Origin of the sequence: Homoserinibacter sp. GY 40078, assembly GCF_008017545.1 — a bacterium.
Taxonomy (GTDB): Bacteria; Actinomycetota; Actinomycetes; order Actinomycetales; family Microbacteriaceae; genus Homoserinibacter.
Genome location: NZ_VRTZ01000001.1, coordinates 1,363,377 through 1,383,457, shown reverse-complemented (window position 1 = coordinate 1,383,457; position 20,081 = coordinate 1,363,377). Strand labels below are relative to the sequence as shown.

The 20,081-nt window shown below is 70.5% G+C and carries 20 protein-coding genes and 1 tRNA gene; 7 read left to right on the top strand and 14 right to left on the bottom strand.

Features of this window, described 5'->3' with window-relative positions:
- Positions 1 to 52: 52 nt before the first annotated feature.
- The 3 genes from FVQ89_RS06625 to FVQ89_RS06615 are packed head-to-tail and all read left to right on the top strand — an operon-like array spanning position 53 to position 2,156.
- On the top strand, positions 53 to 685 hold the full coding sequence (locus tag FVQ89_RS06625; protein ID WP_255513461.1) for a TetR family transcriptional regulator: 633 nt from the start codon (positions 53 to 55) through the stop codon (positions 683 to 685).
- Positions 686 to 693: 8 nt separating this feature from the next.
- A complete protein-coding gene (locus FVQ89_RS06620) occupies positions 694 to 1,425 on the top strand; it encodes an ABC transporter ATP-binding protein (protein ID WP_147901050.1) in 732 nt (243 codons plus the stop codon).
- On the top strand, positions 1,422 to 2,156 hold the full coding sequence (locus FVQ89_RS06615; protein ID WP_147901049.1) for an ABC transporter permease: 735 nt from the start codon (positions 1,422 to 1,424) through the stop codon (positions 2,154 to 2,156). Before FVQ89_RS06620 ends, FVQ89_RS06615 begins: the two co-directional genes overlap by 4 nt.
- A 48-nt stretch (positions 2,157 to 2,204) precedes the next feature.
- On the opposite strand, the gene FVQ89_RS06610 is transcribed toward FVQ89_RS06615, so the two are convergent.
- From FVQ89_RS06610 to FVQ89_RS06595, 4 genes are read right to left on the bottom strand one after another with little or no spacing between them, the layout of a single operon-like run.
- Entirely contained in the window at positions 2,205 to 3,548 is a 1,344-nt protein-coding gene (locus FVQ89_RS06610; RefSeq protein ID WP_255513460.1) for a D-arabinono-1,4-lactone oxidase, read from the bottom strand.
- The gene (locus tag FVQ89_RS06605; protein WP_147901538.1) at positions 3,545 to 4,759 is read right to left on the bottom strand and encodes an amino acid deaminase/aldolase; all 1,215 of its coding nucleotides are present in this window, start codon (positions 4,757 to 4,759) and stop codon (positions 3,545 to 3,547) included. The genes FVQ89_RS06610 and FVQ89_RS06605 overlap by 4 nt, the downstream gene beginning before the upstream one ends.
- Before the next feature lie 8 nt (positions 4,760 to 4,767).
- Complete coding sequence (locus FVQ89_RS06600) at positions 4,768 to 6,057, bottom strand: MFS transporter (protein ID WP_255513459.1); 1,290 nt, start codon at positions 6,055 to 6,057, stop codon at positions 4,768 to 4,770.
- Positions 6,054 to 6,698, bottom strand: a complete 645-nt coding sequence (locus FVQ89_RS06595) for a TetR/AcrR family transcriptional regulator (RefSeq protein ID WP_255513510.1) — start codon at positions 6,696 to 6,698, stop codon at positions 6,054 to 6,056. Before FVQ89_RS06595 ends, FVQ89_RS06600 begins: the two co-directional genes overlap by 4 nt.
- Positions 6,699 to 6,935: 237 nt before the next feature.
- Here FVQ89_RS06595 and FVQ89_RS06590 point away from each other — a divergent pair.
- Positions 6,936 to 7,009: transfer RNA gene (locus tag FVQ89_RS06590), tRNA-Leu, on the top strand.
- Between the two features lie 155 nt (positions 7,010 to 7,164).
- On the opposite strand, the gene FVQ89_RS06585 is transcribed toward FVQ89_RS06590, so the two are convergent.
- From FVQ89_RS06585 to FVQ89_RS06555, 7 genes are all read right to left on the bottom strand, one after another.
- Positions 7,165 to 7,425, bottom strand: coding sequence for a hypothetical protein (locus FVQ89_RS06585; protein WP_255513458.1), 261 nt, complete (start codon positions 7,423 to 7,425; stop codon positions 7,165 to 7,167).
- 260 nt (positions 7,426 to 7,685) lie between these two features.
- Entirely contained in the window at positions 7,686 to 9,008 is a 1,323-nt protein-coding gene (locus tag FVQ89_RS06580) for an NAD(P)/FAD-dependent oxidoreductase (RefSeq protein WP_147901047.1), read from the bottom strand.
- A 40-nt stretch (positions 9,009 to 9,048) separates the two neighbouring features.
- Positions 9,049 to 10,311 (bottom strand): S8 family serine peptidase, encoded by a 1,263-nt coding sequence (locus tag FVQ89_RS06575; RefSeq protein WP_147901046.1) that lies wholly within the window; start codon positions 10,309 to 10,311, stop codon positions 9,049 to 9,051.
- 1 nt (position 10,312) lies between these two features.
- On the bottom strand, positions 10,313 to 10,831 hold the full coding sequence (locus tag FVQ89_RS06570) for a DUF501 domain-containing protein (protein WP_147901045.1): 519 nt from the start codon (positions 10,829 to 10,831) through the stop codon (positions 10,313 to 10,315).
- A complete protein-coding gene (locus FVQ89_RS06565; protein ID WP_255513457.1) occupies positions 10,828 to 11,376 on the bottom strand; it encodes a septum formation initiator family protein in 549 nt (182 codons plus the stop codon). Before FVQ89_RS06565 ends, FVQ89_RS06570 begins: the two co-directional genes overlap by 4 nt.
- A 37-nt stretch (positions 11,377 to 11,413) precedes the next feature.
- Complete coding sequence (gene eno / locus FVQ89_RS06560; protein ID WP_147901044.1) at positions 11,414 to 12,688, bottom strand: phosphopyruvate hydratase; 1,275 nt, start codon at positions 12,686 to 12,688, stop codon at positions 11,414 to 11,416.
- A gap of 83 nt (positions 12,689 to 12,771) precedes the next feature.
- Positions 12,772 to 14,031 (bottom strand): HisS family protein, encoded by a 1,260-nt coding sequence (locus FVQ89_RS06555; protein WP_222706072.1) that lies wholly within the window; start codon positions 14,029 to 14,031, stop codon positions 12,772 to 12,774.
- A gap of 165 nt (positions 14,032 to 14,196) precedes the next feature.
- On the opposite strand from FVQ89_RS06555, the gene FVQ89_RS06550 reads away from it, so the two are divergent.
- Both FVQ89_RS06550 and FVQ89_RS06545 read left to right on the top strand, forming a co-directional pair.
- On the top strand, positions 14,197 to 15,180 hold the full coding sequence (locus FVQ89_RS06550) for an ABC transporter ATP-binding protein (RefSeq protein WP_147901042.1): 984 nt from the start codon (positions 14,197 to 14,199) through the stop codon (positions 15,178 to 15,180).
- Positions 15,177 to 16,247 carry an ABC transporter permease gene (locus FVQ89_RS06545; RefSeq protein ID WP_147901041.1) on the top strand — a complete coding sequence of 357 codons (1,071 nt, stop codon included), beginning with the start codon at positions 15,177 to 15,179 and terminating at the stop codon, positions 16,245 to 16,247. The genes FVQ89_RS06550 and FVQ89_RS06545 overlap by 4 nt, the downstream gene beginning before the upstream one ends.
- 1 nt (position 16,248) lies before the next feature.
- Here FVQ89_RS06545 and FVQ89_RS06540 read toward each other — a convergent pair whose 3' ends face one another.
- A complete protein-coding gene (locus FVQ89_RS06540; protein ID WP_222706048.1) occupies positions 16,249 to 17,271 on the bottom strand; it encodes a DMT family transporter in 1,023 nt (340 codons plus the stop codon).
- A gap of 69 nt (positions 17,272 to 17,340) precedes the next feature.
- Between FVQ89_RS06540 and FVQ89_RS06535 the strand changes: the two genes are divergently transcribed.
- Entirely contained in the window at positions 17,341 to 17,889 is a 549-nt protein-coding gene (locus FVQ89_RS06535; RefSeq protein ID WP_187264938.1) for a CGNR zinc finger domain-containing protein, read from the top strand.
- Here FVQ89_RS06535 and FVQ89_RS06530 read toward each other — a convergent pair.
- Positions 17,865 to 18,587, bottom strand: coding sequence for a YabN family protein (locus FVQ89_RS06530; RefSeq protein WP_147901040.1), 723 nt, complete (start codon positions 18,585 to 18,587; stop codon positions 17,865 to 17,867). The two genes, FVQ89_RS06535 and FVQ89_RS06530, sit on opposite strands and share 25 nt — an antisense overlap.
- A 9-nt stretch (positions 18,588 to 18,596) precedes the next feature.
- On the bottom strand, positions 18,597 to 20,063 hold the full coding sequence (locus FVQ89_RS06525) for an MFS transporter (RefSeq protein ID WP_187264937.1): 1,467 nt from the start codon (positions 20,061 to 20,063) through the stop codon (positions 18,597 to 18,599).
- Positions 20,064 to 20,081 lie beyond the last annotated feature (18 nt).

Here is a 20,081-nt window from a genome sequence, read left to right as displayed (position 1 = left end):
TCTTATGGGGGCGCCCTGCACCCTCCCCTGGTGTTCGCTTTAGGCTTCCTGCGTGAGCGAGGGCGAGGCACCGAAGCGCGGACGACGACGCAAAGGCACGGCGGATGCGCGGTCGGCGATCGTGGATGCGGCGTCGGCGGAGTTCCTCGCGAACGGGTACGACGCGACCTCGATGCGGGCGATCGCGCGGCGAGCCGGGGTGGATCCCGCGCTCGTGCACCACTACTTCGACGACAAGGCGTCGCTCTTCGCGGCCGCCGTCGAGGCGCCGCTGAAACCTCAGGAGCTCGTGAAGCTCGCCCTCGCCGCGCCCCGCGACCGGATCGGCGAGACGATCGTGCGGCTCGTGGTGGAGGCGCTCGACGCTCCGGCCGCGCGGGATCGCGTGCGCCAGCTTGTGCGCACGGCGCTCGGGCACGACTTCGCGGCGCGCATGCTCCGTCAGTTCATCGTGCGCGAGGTGCTCGGGCGCATCGCGGCCTCGCTCGATGTCCCGGACGCGGAGCTGCGCGCGACCCTCGCCGCGTCGCAGATCGTCGGGCTCATGGTGATCCGGGCGGGGATCCGAGCCGAGCCTCTCGCATCCGCTCCGATCGATGTCGTCGTCGCGCGTGTCGGGCCGGCCGTGCAATGGCACCTCACCGGCTTCGGCCCGGTTGACACGTCGGAGGCGCCGGGCGAATAATTCATCGCATGGTGAATTATTCGGAGGCGGTCGTCGCGACCGGCCTCGTGATCCGCCGCGGGCGGGTCGAGGTGCTGCACGGGATCGACGTCCACGTGCCGTCCGGGCAGATCGTGGGTCTGCTCGGGCCGAGCGGATCGGGCAAGACCACACTCATGCGCACGATCGTCGGCGCACAGCGGATCACCGCGGGTGAGGTGCGCGTCCTCGGTCGTCCGGCGGGCGAGCGGTCGCTGCGGTCGGCGGTCGGATACATGTCCCAGTCACCCGCGATCTACGACGACCTGACCGTCGAGCAGAACCTCGACTACTTCCGGCGCGTCCTGCGAGCACCACGCGCGGACGTCGCCCGGGTGATCCAGGAGGTCGGGCTCGGCGAGGTCGCGACCCGCATGGTCGCGAACCTCTCCGGAGGCCAGCGCAGCCGGGTGTCGCTCGGGATCGCACTGCTCGGTACGCCGCGTCTGCTCGTGCTCGACGAGCCCACCGTCGGGCTCGATCCCGCCCTCCGCCAGGAGCTGTGGGAACTGTTCCGACGGCTCGCCGACAGCGGCGCTACGCTCCTCGTCTCGAGCCACGTGATGGATGAGGCCCGGCGCTGCGACCGGCTGCTCCTCGTGCGCGACGGGCGGATCGTCGCAGACGACACCCCCTCCGGTCTCCTCACCGCCACCGGCGCGACCGACCACGATGACGCGTTCCTGCGCATCATCGCCCACGAGACGGAGGCCGCGGCATGAGCCCCCGGCTGACGCTCGCGACGGCCGGGCGCATCCTCACGCAGGTCCGTCACGATCCCCGCACGATCGTTCTGCTTCTGGTCGTGCCGGCGCTGCTGGTGGGGCTCATCGCCTGGATCTTCGACGACACACCTGTCTTCGACGAGGTGGGTCCGGCCATGCTCGGCCTCTTCCCCTTCATCGTGATGTTCCTCGTGACGAGCATCACGACCCTCCGCGAGCGTCGCAGCGGCACCCTCGAGCGCCTGCTCGCGCTGCCGCTCGGAAAGGGCGACCTGATCGGCGGATACGCCCTCGCCTTCGGACTGCTCGCGACCCTGCAGGCGCTCGTCGCCGTCGCCTGGGCCGTATGGGTGTGCGGGCTGAGCGTCGAGGGCGAGGTGTGGCTGCTCGTCGTCGTCGCGGTCGTGAACGGGCTGCTCGGCACGATGCTCGGGCTGCTGGCGAGCGCGTTCGCCGCGAACGAGTTCCAGGTGGTTCAGTTCATGCCACTCGTCGTGGCACCGCAGGTGCTGTTGGGCGGCATCTTCCTCGCGCGCGACGAGATGCCCGACGTGCTGCACGCGATCTCCGACTGGCTGCCGCTGTCGTACTCGGTCGACGCGCTGTCGCTCGTGAGCTCCGAGTCGGACGCGACCGGAGACGTGCTGCTCGACCTGCTCGTCGTCGGCGTCTTCGCACTCGGTGCGCTCGTGCTCGCGGCGCTCACCCTCCGGCGACGCACCCGATGAGCGGATGACCGGCGCCGCACATCGGGTGGGCGCCGGTCATCCCGGGGGTCAGGCTCCGAGCACGCGGTCAAGGTACGCGTTGCGGAAGGTGCGATCCGGATCGAGGCGGTCGCGCACGGCGGTGAAGTCACCGAAGCGCGGGTAGCGATCCGCGAACACGGCGGCATCGAGGTAGTGCATCTTGCCCCAGTGCGGGCGCCCCTCGTGAGCGAGGAAGATCTGCTCCGCGGCCCGGAAGTACTCCTCCGGGTCGTCCTTCACGTACCGGTGGACCGCGATGTACCCGGACTCGCGCCCGTGGGCGGTGGAGAGCCAGTTCTCGTCGGCGGCCACAGCACGCACCTCGACCGGGAACGAGATCGTCCAGCCGGAGCGATCGATGAGCTCCCGCAGTTCGCGCAGCGCCGACGGCACCGCGTCGAGCGGCATCGCGTACTCCATCTCACGGAAGCGCACGTTGCGGGGCGCGGTGAACACCTCGTAGGAGTGGTCGGTGTACTCCCGATCGCCGTAGACACGCGTGGCGAGACGGTTGATCGCCGGCGTCAGCTTGGGCGCCATCCGCCCGATGTTGCAGGTGAGGGCGAGCGCGCCGTTCGACATGAGGCGTTCCTCGAACCAGTTCGCCACCGGGCCCACGGGCGAGCGGCCCGCCTCTGGGGCGAGGCGCGAGTTCGTCTTGGTCATGACGCGCGTCGTGTGCGGCCACCAGTAGAGCTCGAAGTGGTCCACGGCCTCCACACGCGCGCGGAACTCGTCGATCACGTCGAACGGTTCCGGGTGCTCGACAGCGCGCAGCAGGTAAGCCGGCACGCATTGGATCGTGAGTTCGACGAGGATGCCGAGCGCGCCGAGACCCAGCCGCACGGCCGGGAGCAGCTCCGGGTTCGTCTGCTCGTCGACGACGAGCACCTGGCCGTCGCCCGTGACGAGCACCGCTCCGGTGATCGTCGTGGCCAGGCCGCCGAAGGCGAGACCCGTGCCGTGGGTGCCGGTGGAGGTCGCACCCGCGATCGACTGCCGGTCGATGTCGCCCATGTTCTGCAGAGCGAGACCGTGCGGAGCGAGCAGCTCGGGCAGCTGGTGAAGCCGCGTGCCCGCCGCGAGCGTCACCCGGCCGCGTTCGGTGTCGACGGCGCGGACGCCCTGCATCCGGTCGAGGTCGACGAGGATGCCGTCGGTCGCGGCGATCGACGTGAAGCTGTGACCCGCTCCGACGACCTTCACGGGGAGCCCCCGCTCGCGGGCGGCACGGACGACCTCCTGCACTTCCGCGACGCTCGACGGCGACGCGCGGAAGGCGGGGGTCGACGCGGCGCTTCGGCCCCAGTTGCTCCAGCCGCTGGACGGACGCAGCACCTCGGAGGTGCGGTCGGGTGCGGTCGCGGTCACAGGAACACCTTTCCCTCGCCGCGGTAGGTGGGGATGCGGTCGAGGATGCGGCCGTCCTCGACGAGCACGAATTCGTCCAGATGCTCGGAGATCTCGCCCGCCTTCACGTGACGGAACCAGACGCGGTCGCCGACCCGCAGGTTACGGGCGGCCTCGCCGCGCACCGGAGTCTGCACCTCGCCCGCCGCCTCCCGCGGCAAGTACGCGAGCCCCTCGGGCCACACGGGACGCGGCAGGCGGTCGTCTCCGGGCGGACCGGATGCGATCCATCCGCCGCCCAGCACCGTCGCGATCTCGGGGGTGGGTCGGCGCACGACGCTCAACGCGAAAGCCGCAGCCGGAGCGGGTCGGAAATGCTCGTATCCGTCGAACAGCAGGGGGCCAAAGAGCCCCGAACCCGCCGCGATCTCGGTGACCGAAGGGTCAGCGTGAGTCGACTCGAGCGAGCCGGTGCCTCCCCCGTTCACGAACTCGAGGGGAGCGATCTCGCGCACCGCGGCGACCGCGGCACCGCGCCGCTCCCGGAGCTCCGCGGCGGATGCCCGCTGCATGGCCCGGATCGCGACCTTGCCCGGTCCGCGGTTCCCGACGCCGGCGATCTGCGCCTCATACGCCATCATGCCGACGAGCCGGAACCCCGGCCGACGGTCGATGGCCGCCGCGAGCGCGGAGGCGGCAGCCGCGTCGCGCACAGGCGAACGCCGCACACCCACGTGCCCGAGGATCGGGTTGCGGAAGCTCGCGTCGAGCTCGAGGCAGACCCGGATCGTGGCACGCGCGTCGGGCGGGACGACCGCGTCGACGAGGTCGAGCTGCTCGACCGAGTCGATCATGAGGGTCACCCGCGAGGCAAGCCGCTCGTCGGCCGCGAGCTGCGCGATCGCGGCGCGGTCGGCGGTCGGGTAGCCCACCACGACGTCGTCGCAGATGTCGGCGAGCCACAGCGCCTCGGGCAGTGTGTAGGCGAGGATGCCGCGATAGCCCGGAAGCGCGAGCACGGCATCGAGCACGGCGCGTACCCGCACCGACTTGCTCGCCACGCGGATCGTGGTGCCCTGGGCGCGCTGGAGCATGTCGTGCGCGTTCGCGGCGAGCGCCTCGACCGAGATGGTGCCGTAGGGCGGATCGAGCTCGGCGGTCGCCTCGGTGAGCCCAGGCCACCACGACGACGACTCACGCCACGGGCGTTCGGTCTGCGGAGAGAGCTGGATCACGGCGCCTACTTCACATCCCGCACGAGCGAGACCACGAGCGCGCCGAGCGTCGCGGCGAGCGCCGCCAGCATGAACAGGCCGCGGAATCCGCCGAGCGATGCGACGACCCAGGCACCGAGCAGCGGCGCGAGCGCCTGCGGGACCTGGAACGCGATGTTCATGATGCCGAGGTCCTTGCCGCGGTCGTGCGGATCGGGCAGCACCTGCGTGGCAAGCGCCTGGTCGACGGCGAGGAACGCGCCGTAGCCGAGCCCGAGGAGCCCGCCCGCGACGAACGTGGCCTCGTAGCTCGTGACGAACACGAGCACGAACGCCGCGATCGCCTGCGCGAGCGAGCCCCAGATCACGAAGATCTTGCGGCGGGCGAGCCGGTCGGAGAGGTACCCGACGACGAGTGCCGAGATGACGACGCCGATGAGGTACACGACGATGAGCGGAAGCAGGGCATCCTCGGCATCCTCGATGCCGATCTCAAGTCCGAACGCGAGGTAGTAGAGCAGCAGACCGGTGCCGAGGGCGTTGCCGGTGTTGACGAGCACGCGGCTCGCGAGGGTCCACGCGAAGTCGGGGTGCTTGCTCGGCGAGATCCACATTCCGCGCAGCAGCGCGCCGACCGTGGCCGGGGGCCGCTCCTGCTTCGTGATCGGAATCTCCTTGGCGGCGATCAGGATCGGGATGACAAGGATCACGAGGCCGATCGCCATCGCGAGGTACCCGGGGAGCGTGTTGACGAAGACCTCGGTGATGAGCAGCACGCCGAGGATGATGCCGACCGCCTGCGGTGCCGACATCCACCCGGAGACAAAGCCTCGCTGGCGTACCGGCACGAGGTCCGAGATCAGCGCCGTGAGAGCCGAGGCGAGCACGCAGAACCCGACGATCGCGAGCGACCAGAACACGGCGATGAGCTCGATGCCGTGCACGAGCCCGAGAGCCACGAGCGACAGCGCGAACAGCGCGGCACCGCCGATGACCCACGGACGCCGGCGACCGAGGCGTGAGGTGGTGCGGTCGGAGAGGAAGCCGGTGACCGGGAACGCGACGATGGCACACGCTCCCGCGATGCCGGAGATCACCCCGAACGCGACGACCGACTGGGTCCAGTCGCCGCCGCCGTCAATGCCCAGCTCGGTATCGACCTGCACGGGCAACAGCACCTGGAAGGGGCCGAGTTGCGCCATCCAGACGCCCAGCCAGGCGGCGGCGAACGCGGTGACCCAGGCGCCCGAGACGGCGCGCTGCGGTTCGGCGAAGGCTGCCGAGGTCGGGGTGGTGCCGATCCGTGGTGCGGTCATGCTTCCTCCAGCGGTGTGGTGCGGGGGGCGGATGGGACGGGGACAGGGGCGGGGGCGGGGTGCGCGAACGGCGCCAGAGCGGCCGTGGCGAGGTCGAGGGTGCGGTCGGCGGCTGCGTCATCGCGATCCGCGAGCCAGCCGAGGGTGACGCCGTCGGTGATCGTGACGACGAGGCGCGCGAGATCGGAGACCGGAGCACTCCAGCGGATGCCGAGGTGCTGCTCGGCCGCCGTCAGCAGCGCTTCCGCGGTCGCGTGGTAGCGGGCGTACTGGGCGGCGGGAAGGTCGGCGAGCTCGGCGGTGCGGAGCGCGTACTGGGTGAGCTCGAACATCGCCTGCTCACGCCCGGGGGCGGTGCGCACGTGCTCGAGGTAGGCGCCGAGGGTGCGACGGAGGACGGTGGGCACGTCATCTGCGCCGGCGAGCAGTTCGGCGAGAGCGGCGTCGGATTCCCCTTCGACGACGAGCGCGACGACGTCGCGGAGCAGCTCGTCGCGCGACGGGACGGCGTAGTGGAAGCTCGAGAGCGGCATCCCCGCCTCCGCGACGATCGCGCGGGTGGTGGCGGCGTGGACCCCGTCGCGGTCGGCGACGGCGAGGGCGGCGCGGGCGAGCGCGACACGGCGCTCGGCGGCGGGCATCCGGGCCACGCGACTCCCCTCATCCTGTTCACGTGAGCGTCGGGGCCCGCGCGAAGTTGGACAAGTGTCCCAGACACCCGACTCCCCCCGCTACTCCCCCATTCGAGTGAATCCGCCCGACCGCGCCCTGTCCCCCTGTCCCCCAATCCCGCGAGATGTCCGTTTTGGCACATTTCGCGCGGCGAAATGTGCCAAAACGGACATCTCGGCGGGCCCGGGTGGCGAGAATGGGGGCGCGCCCTCGTAGCCCAATCGGCAGAGGCAGGCGACTTAAAATCGCCTCAGTCTGGGTTCGAATCCCAGCGAGGGCACTGGCGACTTGCGCACCAGGCCGTGCATCACCGGCGCCGCTGAGCGCCGCTGACCCACCCCCTTACCCCGCGAGATGTCCTTTTTTGCACATCTCGGCTTGCGAGATGTGCAAAAACGGACATCTCGGCGGATGGGGGGCGACGACCGGGAGCGCTCAGCGCTCCTCGTGCTTGAGGGCGATCCCGAGAGCGAAGAACGTCGGCGCCCACTCGCCGACGAACAGACCCCAGCGGTCGGACTGGTCGCGCGGCTCCTTGCGCCCACGCGAGACCAGCCACGACACGAACGACAGCCCGATCGAGAGGAACCCCGCGCTATATGCGTGACTCGACCGCAGTCCCCAGTCGTGCAGCATCGTCACCGGATTCCAGTCGGTCGCAGCCGCCGCCTTCTTCACTTCGCGCTTCGTGTCCATGACGTCACGATGCACCGGCACACGGAAAGCGTCACCCCGCTTGACGGCCGGGCCCCTCCTCGCGAGAATCCGCCCTCGCCAACCCGGCGGGCACCCAGTGTGGACATCACCTCCTGACCTCATCCCGCGAGATGTCCTTTTTTGCACATCTCGGCTTGCGAGATGTGCAAAAAAGGACATCTCGGCGGATGGGGGTCACATGGCGGCGGGCATGCGAACGGGCCCGGGCGATACGTCGCCCGGGCCCGTTTCGTCGTGCGCTAGGCCTTGGGGCGCGACGCGAAGGTCTCGAACGCCTCGCGCGGCACGTCGCGGGCGGGGATGCCCACGAGGTCGCGCCGAAGCAGGAAGTTCAGGATCCAGTTGCCGAAGACGCGGATCTTGCGCTCCCAGAACGGGATCGCCAGGCCGTGGTACCCGCGGTGCATGACCCAGGCCACGAAGCCCTTGATGGCGAGCTTGCGCCACTGATACACGCCCACGTAGAGGCCGAGGCCCGCGACCGCACCGAGGTTCTTGTGGAAGTAGTCGACCGGCGCCTCGTCACGCATCACCGCGGTGATGTTCTTCGCGAGCCGCTTGCCCTGGCGCACGGCGTGCTGCGCGTTCGGCACGCAGAATCCGCCGACGCCCGCACCCGTGAGGTCCGGAACCGCAGCGACATCGCCGGCGGCCCACGCATCCGGGACCACCTCGCCGTTCTCATCCACGATCCGAAGGTCGGCCTTCGCGCGAAGCCGTCCGCGTTCCTCGAGCGGCAGGTCGGTGCCGCGCACCACGGGGTTCGCCATCACACCGGCCGTCCAGACGATGAGGTCCGACTCGAAGGTCTCGCCCGTGGACAGCTCGATGCGGCCGTCGACCGCGCTCGCGAGCTGCGTGTCGAGGTGCACCTTGGCGCCGCGCTTGTCGAGGTTCTTGAGCACCCAGTGGCTCGTCTTGAGCGACACCTCGGGCATGATGCGCCCCATCGCCTCGATGAGGTGGAAGTGCGTGTCGTCGAACGAGATCGTGTCGAACGACGCGACGAGCGAGCTCGCCATGCTGCGCAGCTCCGCGAAGACCTCGATACCGGCGAATCCGCCGCCGACGACGACGACCGTCAGCAGACGGTCGCGCTCCGGCCCGGCGGGGAGGTTCGACGCCTTCACGAAGTTGTCGGTGAGGCGGTCGCGGATCGACGCGGCCTCCTCGATCGTCTTGAGCCCGATCGCCTGGTCGGCGACCCCCGGGATCGGGAAAGTGCGCGACACGGCACCTGCCGTCATCACGATGGTGTCGTAATCCACCGTCCACGGCTCGCCGACGGCGGGCGTGATCTCGGCGGTCTTCGACGCGTGGTCGACCTTCGTGACCTTCGCCGTGACGACCTTGGTGGTCTTCAGGTGACGACGGTGGCCGACGACCGCGTGACGCGGCTCGATCGAGCCGGCCGCCACCTCCGGCAGGAACGGCTGGTACGTCATGTACGGAAGCGGGTCGACCATCGTGACCTCGGCTTCGCCTCGGCGAAGGTGCTTCTCGAGCTTCTTAGCGGTATAGAGACCGGCGTAGCCGCCGCCGACGATCAGAATCTTGCGCACCAGGGGGTTCTCTCCTCGATTGGAAAAAGTCGGGTCCAATCTACCGCCTGCGCGAACGCCGCCTGTACGGACCAATGGCCCCCCAGGCCACACCCGCCACGACGAACACCACGAGCGCGGCTCCGAGGAGCGGAGCGCCGACCTGGCTGAGCAGCAGAGGGCTCGGCAGCAGGACCCCGATCGGGTCGAACGAGTCCTCGGGCACCGATCGCTCGACCGGCGCCGGGCCCGGCGCGATCCCCGCCCCCTCGGCGTCCTGACGGCGGTTCACGCGGATCCACTCGGCGAGGTCGCCCATGGGGTTCTCATCGACCCGGGGCACGGATGCGGTCACGGCCGCCTCCGCGTCGAGGATGCCGAACCCGTAGGCGACATCCGGACCCGGGTCGCCCGCGTCACGCGCCGTCGCGACGAGGCGCTGGATGACGTTCGCGGCGTCGAGCTCCGGATGCGCGGCGCGCACGAGCGCCACGACACCCGCGACGATCGGTGTGGCCCCGCTCGTCCCGTTCCAGCGGACGTACGAGCCGTCCGGCATGACGCCCACGAGGTCCTCACTGGGTGCCGCAACCCCGATCGTGACCCCTTGAGTGGAGGCGAGGTCGCTCGCCCTCCCCTCGCGGTCGACCCCGGCGACGGTCAGCACCCCCGGCATCGTCGCGGGCGCGCCGACCTCGGTCGTACCGGACCCGCGGTTGCCCGCCGCCGCCAGCACGACGACGTCGTTGCGCATCGCGTAGAGGAACGCTTCGTCCCAACTCGGAGGCCAGTCGAGGGTGTTGCGCGTGAGCGACATCGAGATGATGTCGGCCCCGTTGTCGACGGCCCAGCGCACCGCATCGGCGATCTGCGCATCCGAATCGCCGCCCCCGAATCCGATCGAGATCGCGAGCACACGCGCTTCGGGGGCCGACCCGATCACCCCGGAACCGGGTCCGGTGCCCCGGCCCACGGCGAGGGAAGCGACGAGGGTGCCGTGCTCGGGGTCTGACCCGACAGGGGTGCGCCCGTCGGAACTGCCCTCGCCCGAGAAGTCGGCCCCTCCCGCGATCGCGCCCTGCAGATCCGGCGGATCGCCGACCCCCGTGTCGATGATCGCAATGGTCACCCCTGCGCCGCGGGTGGTCTGCCAGGCGTCGCGGATGCCGTAGTCGTCGAGCCAGTACTCGTTCTCGCGCACGAGATCGGCCGTGGATCCGGACGCCGTGGGGACGGCGGATGCGGGGCCGACCGGGCCGACCGCGGCGGAACCGACCGCGGCGAGCACGACCGCGAGCGCGGCGATCGGACGCGCACGCCGCATGTCAGTCCTCGAGCGCGGCGCCCGGCTCGGCGCACGTGCAGCGCTCGGGCGACCAGCTGGATCGGGCGAGTGCGGCATCGCCGATCGGGTTGACCCCGGGTCCCGCGGCGAGCGCGTGCGCGGCGAGCGCGTGCAGGCACTTGACCCGCTCGGGCATCCCCCCGGCCGAGAAGCCGGCGATCTCGGGCACCTCGAGGAGGCTCTCGCGATCCGCGAGATAGGAGGCGTGGGCGGCCCGGTAGGCGTCGGCGACCTCCCCCTCAAGTGTCGCGGCGAGCTCGGTCATCACGCCGGTCGCCTCGAGGGTCGACATCGCCGCGGTCGCACCGGGGTGGGAGAGGTAGTAGAGCGTGGGGAACGGGGTGCCGTCCGGCAGCCGCGGGCTCGTCGCCACGACGGTCGGGTTGCCGCAGACGCAGCGCGCGGCGACGCCGAGCACGCCGCGCGCGGGGCGGCCGAGTTGCGCCGAGATCACGGCGATCTCCGCCTCGGTCGGCGGAGCGAACGGCGGTCGGGTCATCCCTCATCTCCGTCGCCGGACTCGTCCGAGCCGCCCGACTCATCCGGACTGTCGATCTGGGTCGGGCTGTCGAGCTGCTCCGGCGTCGCGTCGGTCAGCCCCGCCGTGTAGACGGATGCGAGCAGCGCGTCCATCCAGTCCACCTGGGTCGACTGGATGGTGTCGCTGATCGGCTGGTCGTCGTCTGTCGCCGCGTCCTCCGCGTCGTCGATCACGAGGTAGCTCGTGTCGCCGGGGAACACGTAGTAGAGCCGGTCGCGCGCCTGCGCCTCGACGTACGCGGGGTCGCTCCACCGGGCAACCTCCGCGTCGAGCTCATCGAGGCGATCCTGGGCGTTCGCCACCTCCTGCTCGAGCTGCGCGATCTGCTGACGCTGCTCGACGAGCGTTTTGAACCGCGGCGCGAGCACCACGAGGGCGGCGACGATCAGCAGGAGAACGGTGAGTGCGAAGCCGGAGAGCCGGAAGTTCCGCAACCACAACGCACCGCGCGAGGGCTCTGCCATCGCGACGGGAACGCGTTCGGTGCGGGACTTCGGGCTCACCCGACCAGGCTAACCGGCGCTGTTGAACGTGGCCGCGCTACGCGCGGGGGAACGCCGAGCGACCCGCGAACACCGCGGCCTCGCCGAGCTCCTCCTCGATGCGCAGAAGCTGGTTGTACTTGGCGACGCGCTCGGACCGCGCGGGGGCGCCGGTCTTGATCTGGCCGGCGTCCGTCGCGACCGCGAGGTCGGCGATCGTGGTGTCCTCGGTCTCGCCCGAACGGTGCGAGAGGATCGCCGTGTAGCCGTGACGCTGCGCCTTGGAGACCGCGTCGAGCGTCTCGGTCAGCGTGCCGATCTGGTTGACCTTCACGAGGATCGAGTTGGCGACGCCGAGGTCGAGACCCTTCTGCAGGCGCTTCGGGTTGGTGACGAACAGGTCGTCGCCGACGATCTGCACCTTGTCGCCCACCGCGGCGGTCAGCGCCTGGTAGCCCTCCCAGTCGTCTTCGGCAAGCGGGTCCTCGATGGTGACGAGCGGGTAGTCGGCGATGAGCGCCTCGAAGTACGAGGTGAGCTCGGCCGAGCTGAGCTTCTTGCCTTCGAAGGCGTACACGCCGTCCTCGAAGAACTCGGTCGAGGCCACGTCGAGGCCCACGGCGATGTCGGTGCCCGGCGTGAAGCCCGCCTTCTCGATCGCCTCGAGCAGGAAGTCGAGAGCGGCGCGGTTGCTCGCGAGCTCGGGAGCGAATCCGCCTTCGTCGCCGAGGCCCGTGGCGAGCCCCTTCGCCTTCAGCAGGCCCTTGAGCGTGTGGTAGGTCTCGACGCCCCAGCGCAGCGACTCGGAGAAGGTCTCGGCGCCGAGCGGCACGAGGAAGAACTCCTGGATGTCGACGTTGGTGTCGGCGTGGGCGCCGCCGTTGATGACGTTGAGCAGCGGCACCGGGAGGGTGTGGGCGTTCGGCCCGCCGAGGTAGCGGAACAGCGGGAGGTCTGCCGAGTCGGCGGCGGCCTTGGCGACCGCGAGCGAGACGCCGAGAAGGGCGTTCGCGCCGAGACGCGACTTGTTGTCGGTGCCGTCGGCCGCGATCAGCTCCGCGTCGACGAGACGCTGGTCGCTCGCCTCGAAGCCCTCGATGGCCGGGCCGAGCACGTCGAGCACGCCGTCGACGGCCTTCTGCACGCCCTTGCCGAGGTAGCGACCCTTGTCGCCATCACGCAGTTCGTAGGCCTCGAACGCCCCGGTGGAGGCACCGGAGGGCACGGCCGCGCGCGCGACCGTTCCGTCTTCGAGAAGGACCTCGACCTCTACGGTCGGGTTGCCTCGGGAGTCGAGGATCTCGCGGGCGCCGACGGCCTCGATAGCAGACACGGGGAACTCCTTCGGAGGTGTGGTGAGCGGGCGAGTGCGCCCGAGCCGATCCTACCGACTCTGCGTGACGCCCCTCCCCCGATTCAGTCGAGCGGGCGCAGCTCGAGGAGGTCGGCGTCTGTGGAGGAGTCGGCACGGACGAAGGCGAAACTCGTGAAGCCCTGCTCGGCGAGCTGCGCCAGCTGAGTCTTCGTGTTCTTCGCCCGAGCGACGAGCCGGGCGCGGTCTCCACGACCGACGAAGGCGGACTGCAACGCGAGCAGGGTCGCGAGCGGCGCATCCGCGTCGTGCACGAGCGCGACCGCCGCGCCGCCGACGGTCGCCGGAACCTCAACGAGGTCGACCAGCCGCTCGAACCCGAGCGAGAAGCCCGTCGCAGGCACCTCGATGCCGAGGAAGCGCCCGATCATGCCGTCGTAGCGCCCACCGCCGCCGAGCGAATACGGCACGCTCGGGTGCGCCAACTCGAAGATCGGGCCGGTGTAGTAGCCCATGCCCCGCACGAGGAAGGGATCGAACGCGAGCGGCGCAGACGCATCCCCTCGGCCGGCCGCGACCGCCTCGCCGAGCGCCACGAGATCGGCCACCACGGCCCGATCCGCACCGGCGGGCAACTCGTCGAGGATCGCCGCCTCCCCGAACTCCGGGGCCTCATCCGGCCGCGGTCGCAGCAGGAAATCGCGGAGGGCACCCACCGCATCCGGATCGGATCCGCGCTCCGTGAGCTCGGTGAGCACACCCTCGGGGCCGATCTTGTCGAGCTTGTCGATCGTCACGAGCACCTGGTCGTGCGCATCCGCCGCGAATCCGAGCGCGTCGAGCATGCCGACGAGCAGCCGCCGGTCGTTGACCCGGATCGACGCCCCCTCGAGCCCCAGCGCGTCGATCGCGGCGAGCGAGGCGACCAGCAGCTCGGCCTCCGCCTGGATCCCCGGCTCGCCGATGATGTCGATGTCGCACTGCACGAACTGCCGGTAGCGCCCCCTCTGCGGGCGCTCGGCGCGCCACACGGGCGCGACCTGGATGGAGCGGAACACGGCGGGCAGCTCGGCCCGGTGGCTCGCATAGAACCGTGCGAGCGGGACGGTCAGGTCGAAGCGCAGGCCGAGGTCGACGAGGTCGAGCACGCTGCCCGCGGTGCGCAGGTCGTCGACGTCGAGGCCCCGACGCAGCACCCCGAAGGCGAGCTTCTCGTTGTCGCCACCCAGCCCGGAGTTGAGCCGCGCGGAGTCCTCGACCACGGGCGTCTCGATCTCGTCGAATCCGTGCGCTCGGTAGGTCTCGCGGATCACGCCGAGCACGCGGTCGCGCCGCGCCTTCTCGGCAGGGAGGAAGTCCCGCATGCCACGGGGGGGATTCACCTGCGTCGCCACCCGTCGATTCTGTCAGGTGCGAGCGGGACCGGCGGTGACCCGGAGTCGGCCGATCACGGGCGGACGACCCCGGGCGGACACCGCGTCATCCCGGGGAGGGATGACGCCGTCGGGCGGTCCCCGTAGGGTCGCCACATGAGCAGTGCTCCACACCACCACCTGCCCGATCCCGATCCCGCGCCCGCGCCCAGCCCAGCTCCGGCCGACATCTCGGTCGTCGCGCTCGCCCGGTCCTTCGGCGACGTACACGCCGTCCGCGACGTCACCCTCACCGCACGGGCGGGCGAGGTCACAGGCCTCGTCGGACCGAACGGCTCAGGCAAGACGACGCTCTTGCTGATGCTCGCAACACTTCTCGTGCCCGACTCCGGCGAGATCCGGATCGGGGGGCTCGACCCGGTCACCCAGAGCGCCGAGGTGCGGCGGATCCTCGGCTGGATGCCCGACGTGCTGGGGGCCTGGCCGAACCTGTCGGTGCGCCGAAGCCTCGAGCTCACGGCGCGCCTCTATGGAATGGACCGGCGGATGGCAGCCGCGCGCGCGGAGGAACTGACCGACCTCGTCGACCTCGTCGAACTCATCGACCGCCCCACGCGCGTGCTGTCCCGCGGCCAGAAGCAGCGGCTGAGCCTCGCCCGCGCGCTCGTACACGACCCGCGGGTACTGCTGCTCGACGAGCCCGCCTCCGGTCTCGACCCGGGGGCGCGGATCGCGCTGCGCGTGCTGCTCCGCCGACTCGCCGCCGAGGGTCGCACCGTGCTGGTCTCGAGCCACGTGCTCGCCGAGCTCGATGAACTCGCCGATCGCTCGGTGTTCCTCGAGGCGGGTGCGACGGTCACCGACGAGCGCATCGCGGCCGCGCGCCGCACCGCCCGGCCCTGGCGCATCCGGTCCCTCGATCCGACGGGCCTGCGCGCAGCCCTGGTCGCCGCCGGTGTTCCGGACGACGCGATCGGCGTGGACCCGCAGGGGCTCGTCGCGCCTGTGGCGAGCGACGAGGCGGCGGCGGCACTCCTCGCGGAGCTCGTGAAGGCGGGGGCGCCGGTGACGGCATTCGCTCCCGCCGTCGGCGACCTCGAACAAACCTTCCTCGACCTGAACGGGGAGGCCGGACGATGAACACGTTCTCGCAGATCTGGACGATCGCCTCGATCGAGCTGAGGCAGCGCGTACGCGGCGTCGCCTGGTACGTGCTGCTCGCGGTGTTCGTCGTGATCGTGCTCGTGGTGACGGTCCTGACGACGCTCGCGACCAGCAACACCGACCAGCCCGGCGCAGTGCTGTATTCGATCATCGTCTACTTCGTGCTGCTGCTCGGCACCCTCGTCGCACCGGCGCTGAGCGGCACGGCGATCAACGGCGACCGGGAGAACGGCACGCTCGCGACGACCCAGGTCACCCTTGTGACGACGACGCAGCTCGTGCTCGGCAAGCTGCTCGCCGCATGGATCACGGCCCTCGGCTTCCTCGTCGCCGCGTTGCCGTTCCTGATCTTCGCGCTCGCGCTCGGGGGTGCATCGCCGGATACCGCCGTGGTGTCGATCCTCGTGCTCGCCGTCGAACTCGGCGTCGTGGCCGCCGTGGGCGTCGGGCTCTCGGGTCTCATCCGGCGTCCGCTGTTCTCGGTCGTGACGACCTACCTCGTCGTGGCGGCCCTGTCGGTCGGCACGCTCATCGCCTTCGGGCTCGGCGGGTTCGTCGGGCAGGAGCGGGTGACGGTCACGAACGAGTACATCGACTGGTCCGTCGACTACGACGAGAGCGATCCGGTGACCGGACTCCCGGAGGATCCGGTGTGCGTCACCGACACCTACGAGCAGCCGGTGCCCCGATTCGACCGCGTCTGGTGGACGCTCGCGGCGAACCCGTACGTGCTGCTCGCGGACGCCGTGCCCATCCACTTCGACACGTACGGCAATCCGAAGGACGTGTTCGGTTCAATCACCTACGGAGTCCGATCCAGCCAGTCGGCGCCCGAGATCGATACCTCGTACTCGGAGTGCGACGGCGAATACTCGCCCAGCGTCGAGCCGCCGTCAGCGCGCGAGGTCATCGAGAACTCGGTTCCGAGCTGGGCGGTGGGGCTCGCGCTCCATCTCGCGCTCGCGGTGGCGCTCATCCTGGGTGCCATCTCACGCACCCACGCGCCCAGCCGACGGCTCGCGGCGGGCAGTCGGATCGCGTGATTCAGGTGGGCGATGGCGTCGCGTCGCGCGCGCTGTCGCCCACCGGGGCCACCACAGCGATCGGCTCGGTGAGCGGGAGCGGCTCGGCCAGCGCGGGCGCCTCGGATGCGGGCTCCATCCGCACGAGGACGATGCCGCCGAGGATGAGGGCCGCACCCGCGAGGGCGACCGGACCGATCGCCTCCCCCAGCACAATCCACCCGACGATGCCGGCGAAGACCACCTCGGAGAGCCCGAGGAACGACGCGACGCGGGTCCCGAGCCTCGTGATCGCGGTGATGCCCGCGACGTACGCGAAGGCGGTGGAGATGACGCCGACGACGAGCACCGGCACCCACCAGGGGGCACGACCGCCGAAGAAGCCGACCTCACCGAAGCTCGCCTCGAGCGGCGTGATCCCCACGACTCCCGCGACCCCCAAGACGAGCGCCGCGATCACGAAGCCGGCCCAGGCGAGGGTGACCGGCGGCATGTCCGCGCCCGGCCGGTCGCCGATGACGTAGTACACGGCGACGCCGATCATCGCGAGCGCCGCGAACATCACACCCAGCGGGTCGAGCGCACCGGACCCACTCGGTCCGATCACGAGCACCAGGCCACCGAGCGCGAGCGCCGCACCGACGAGGACGATCGGATGCGGGCGCCGACGGGTGCGCGCCCACATGAGCAGCAACAGCATGACCGGCGCGAGGTACTCGATGAGAAGCCCGATGCTCACCGGGATGCGCTCGATGGCGGCGTAGAAGGCCAGCTGAGTGCCCGCGACCGCGAGGGTCGCGTAGAGCAGCACGAGCCAGCGAGCGTTCCAGAGCACCCGCATCCGGCCGCGGATTGCCCAGATGCCGGGCACGGCGAGCACGATCGCGGCGACGGTCACCCGTGCGAGGACAGCCGCGGCCGGGCTCCAGCCGTCGGAGAAGAGCGGCTTCACAATGGATCCGCCCGCGCCGAACGCGAGCGCCGAGGAGAGGCCGAGGAGCACACCCGTGAGTCCGCGCGGCGCCGCTGACAGTCTCGCGCGCATGGCTACCCCTTGTCATGGTCTAAGTTGGATTCGGTCGTGACACTAGCGCCCCGCGAAGTCAGGAGTCAAATGCTTTTCACCCATGACACCGAGTTCAATCTGACCTTCCTGCAGGCGTTGGTGAACACGATCGCCGACGCATCCGAGAGCGGTGACGACGAGCTCGCGACGACCGAGCAACTCCGGGGCCTGCTGGCTCGGTGGAAGTTCACCGGACGCGTCGACGCGGATGCGCACGAGCTCGCCGAGGTGCGCGCGGCGCGTGACCGTGCGCGCGAGGTGTGGGGCGTCGGCGACGAGCAGACCGTGACGTGGGTGAATGCGATCCTCGAAGACGCGCACGCCGTGCCGCAACTCGTCGACCATGACGGGCTCGGCTGGCACATCCACGCTGTCGACAGCGGCGCGCCCCTCGCCGAACGCATCCTCGTCGAGGCGGCGATCGGACTCATCGACGTGGTCCGCAGCGGCCGGACCGACCGCCTCCGTGCGTGCGAGGCCGACGACTGCGAGGGGCTCTTCGTCGACCTGTCGAAGAACGGCTCGAAGCGCTTCTGCTCCACCCGGTGCGGCAACCGGATGGCGGTGCGCGCCTACCGGGCTCGCGCGCTCGACTGATCCGGGCGGTCCGAGCCGTCCGAGGGAGCCGGGCGCCCCGACTCCGCATCACGGATCTCGCCCTGCAGTCGGCGGAGCGCGTCGCGGAGAGCGCGCTCGGCATCGAGCCCCTCCGCGCGGGCCGCGACGACGGTCTCGAGCAATCGGTCGCCCAGCTCCGCCTCGGTCGCAGGCACTGCGGCGGCGCGATTCGGTTCGAGCCCCACCTTCTCGGCACGGCCCACGAGCTTCGCAGCGAGCGCGAGCGCCGGCATCGCCTGCGGGATGCCGTCGAGCACGCTCTCGCGGCCCGGCTTCTCAACCGCCTTGAGGCGATCCCAGTTCGCCATCACCTGATCCGGTGTATCCGCCACGGCATCGCCGAACACGTGCGGATGCCGGCCCACCATCTTCGCCGTCATGTGGGCGGCGACGTCCTCGAGGGTGAAGCGGCCCTGCTCCTCCGCGATGTCGGAGTGGAAGATCACCTGATAGAGCACATCGCCGAGCTCCTCGACGAGCTCGCGATCGTCGCCGGCCTCGATCGCATCGACGAGTTCGTAGGTCTCCTCGACGAGATACTGCACGAGCGACGCGTGCGTCTGCTCCCGGTCCCACGCGCAACCGCCGGGTGCACGGAGGTGTGCCAGCACCGCCACGAGCTCCTCGAGCTTCGGATGCGGCGTGGTGGGCACGATCGGCTCGGCGGGCTCGCTCATGCGGTGAGGCTACCCGACCTCGGCGATGGGCCCCGTGGCCGGGTCGGATGGGCCGATCGGACCCTGCTGTTCGACCGCCGTGCGACGCCCGCGCGGGATGGCGATCGTCGATGCGAACAGGAGCACACCCACGACCGCTGCGGCGATGAAGACGGCCGTCGACGCGGCGACGATCGTCGCCGGATCCGTGTCGTCGCCGCCCTGCGCCGCGATCACCGCATTCGCGACCGCACCGAGCAACGCGGCCCCCACGGCCTGCCCGGCGGAGCGGGCGAACATGTTCGCGCCCGTGACGACTCCGCGCTCCGCCCACTCGACGCTCGATTGCGCCGCGACGAGCGTCGGCACCGCCGAGAACCCGAACCCGACGCCGATCACGAACGAGATCACAGCCACCCACAGGATCGAGGGGTAGGGGCCGACGAAGGCGAGTGCAACGGTGCCGAGTGCGACCACTGCGCCGCCGATCATCGACGTGGCCCGGAATCCGATGCGCAGGTAGAGGCGACCCGACACGGACGCGGCGATCGGCCATCCGATGGTCAGGGTCGCGAGCGCGAGCCCTGCGACGAGCGGACTCGCACCGACACCGATCTGCAGATAGGTGGGCACGAAGGCGGTGAGACCGATCATGGCGACACCGATGAAGATGCCCACGAGGTTCGTGGCCCGCAGGAGCGGCCGCTGGAAGACCCAGAGCGGCAGCACCGGCTCCGCGGCCCGACGCTCCACCAGCACGAACGCGACCAGCAGCACCGCACCTGCCGCGAAGATGCCGAACGACGCCGCCGAATCCCACGCCCAGCCGTGCCCGCCCTCGAGCACCCCGAGCAGCAGAAGCGTGAGGGATGCGGTGAGAAGCAGCGAGCCCGCGTAGTCGATGCGATGCTCGCGGCGCTCGAGCTTCTCGCGGTAGTCGCGCGCGAGCAGCCAGATCGCCACGAGGCACAGCGGGATGTTCACGAAGAAGATCGCGCGCCAGGCGTCCCACTGCGCGAACAGCCCACCGAGCGCGGGGCCCGCGACCGCGGCGACGCCCCACACGCTCGCGATGTATCCCTGGATCCGTGCCCGCTCCTGCAGCGTGTAGATGTCGCCGACGATCGTGACCGTGATCGGCAGCACCGCCCCCGCCCCGATGCCCTGGATCGCGCGGAAGGCGATGAGGCTCGGCATGTCCCAGGCGAGCCCGCAGAGGATCGACCCGATGAGGAAGACCGAGAGGCCGAAGAGGATCACGCGCTTGCGGCCGATCGTGTCGGCGAGCTTCGCATAGATGGGGACGGTCACCGACTGGGTCAGCAGGTAGATCGAGAACAGCCACGGGAACTGCGAGAAGCCGCCCACATCCGCCACGATCGACGGGACCGCGGTCGCCAGGATCGTCGCATCGATCGCGACGACTCCGGTGGCGACCATCACCGCCAGCAGGATCGGACCTCGCTCGGACCGCAGCCCGACATCGCTTCTCGTCATCACCGGTATTCAAGCCCT

Bases quoted from the DNA above. Each gene is read 5' to 3' on its own strand.
- FVQ89_RS06620 (WP_147901050.1), top strand. From the start codon at position 694: ATGGTGAATTATTCGGAGGCGGTCGTCGCGACCGGCCTCGTGATCCGC.
- FVQ89_RS06615 (WP_147901049.1), top strand. From the start codon at position 1,422: ATGAGCCCCCGGCTGACGCTCGCGACGGCCGGGCGCATCCTCACGCAG.
- FVQ89_RS06600 (WP_255513459.1), bottom strand. From the start codon at position 6,057: ATGACCGCACCACGGATCGGCACCACCCCGACCTCGGCAGCCTTCGCC.
- FVQ89_RS06595 (WP_255513510.1), bottom strand. From the start codon at position 6,698: ATGCCCGCCGCCGAGCGCCGTGTCGCGCTCGCCCGCGCCGCCCTCGCC.
- FVQ89_RS06585 (WP_255513458.1), bottom strand. From the start codon at position 7,425: ATGGACACGAAGCGCGAAGTGAAGAAGGCGGCGGCTGCGACCGACTGG.
- FVQ89_RS06575 (WP_147901046.1), bottom strand. From the start codon at position 10,311: ATGCGGCGTGCGCGTCCGATCGCCGCGCTCGCGGTCGTGCTCGCCGCG.
- FVQ89_RS06570 (WP_147901045.1), bottom strand. From the start codon at position 10,831: ATGACCCGACCGCCGTTCGCTCCGCCGACCGAGGCGGAGATCGCCGTG.
- FVQ89_RS06555 (WP_222706072.1), bottom strand. From the start codon at position 14,031: ATGCGGGACTTCCTCCCTGCCGAGAAGGCGCGGCGCGACCGCGTGCTC.
- FVQ89_RS06550 (WP_147901042.1), top strand. From the start codon at position 14,197: ATGAGCAGTGCTCCACACCACCACCTGCCCGATCCCGATCCCGCGCCC.
- FVQ89_RS06545 (WP_147901041.1), top strand. From the start codon at position 15,177: ATGAACACGTTCTCGCAGATCTGGACGATCGCCTCGATCGAGCTGAGG.
- FVQ89_RS06540 (WP_222706048.1), bottom strand. From the start codon at position 17,271: ATGCGCGCGAGACTGTCAGCGGCGCCGCGCGGACTCACGGGTGTGCTC.
- FVQ89_RS06535 (WP_187264938.1), top strand. From the start codon at position 17,341: ATGCTTTTCACCCATGACACCGAGTTCAATCTGACCTTCCTGCAGGCG.
- FVQ89_RS06530 (WP_147901040.1), bottom strand. From the start codon at position 18,587: ATGAGCGAGCCCGCCGAGCCGATCGTGCCCACCACGCCGCATCCGAAG.
- FVQ89_RS06525 (WP_187264937.1), bottom strand. From the start codon at position 20,063: ATGACGAGAAGCGATGTCGGGCTGCGGTCCGAGCGAGGTCCGATCCTG.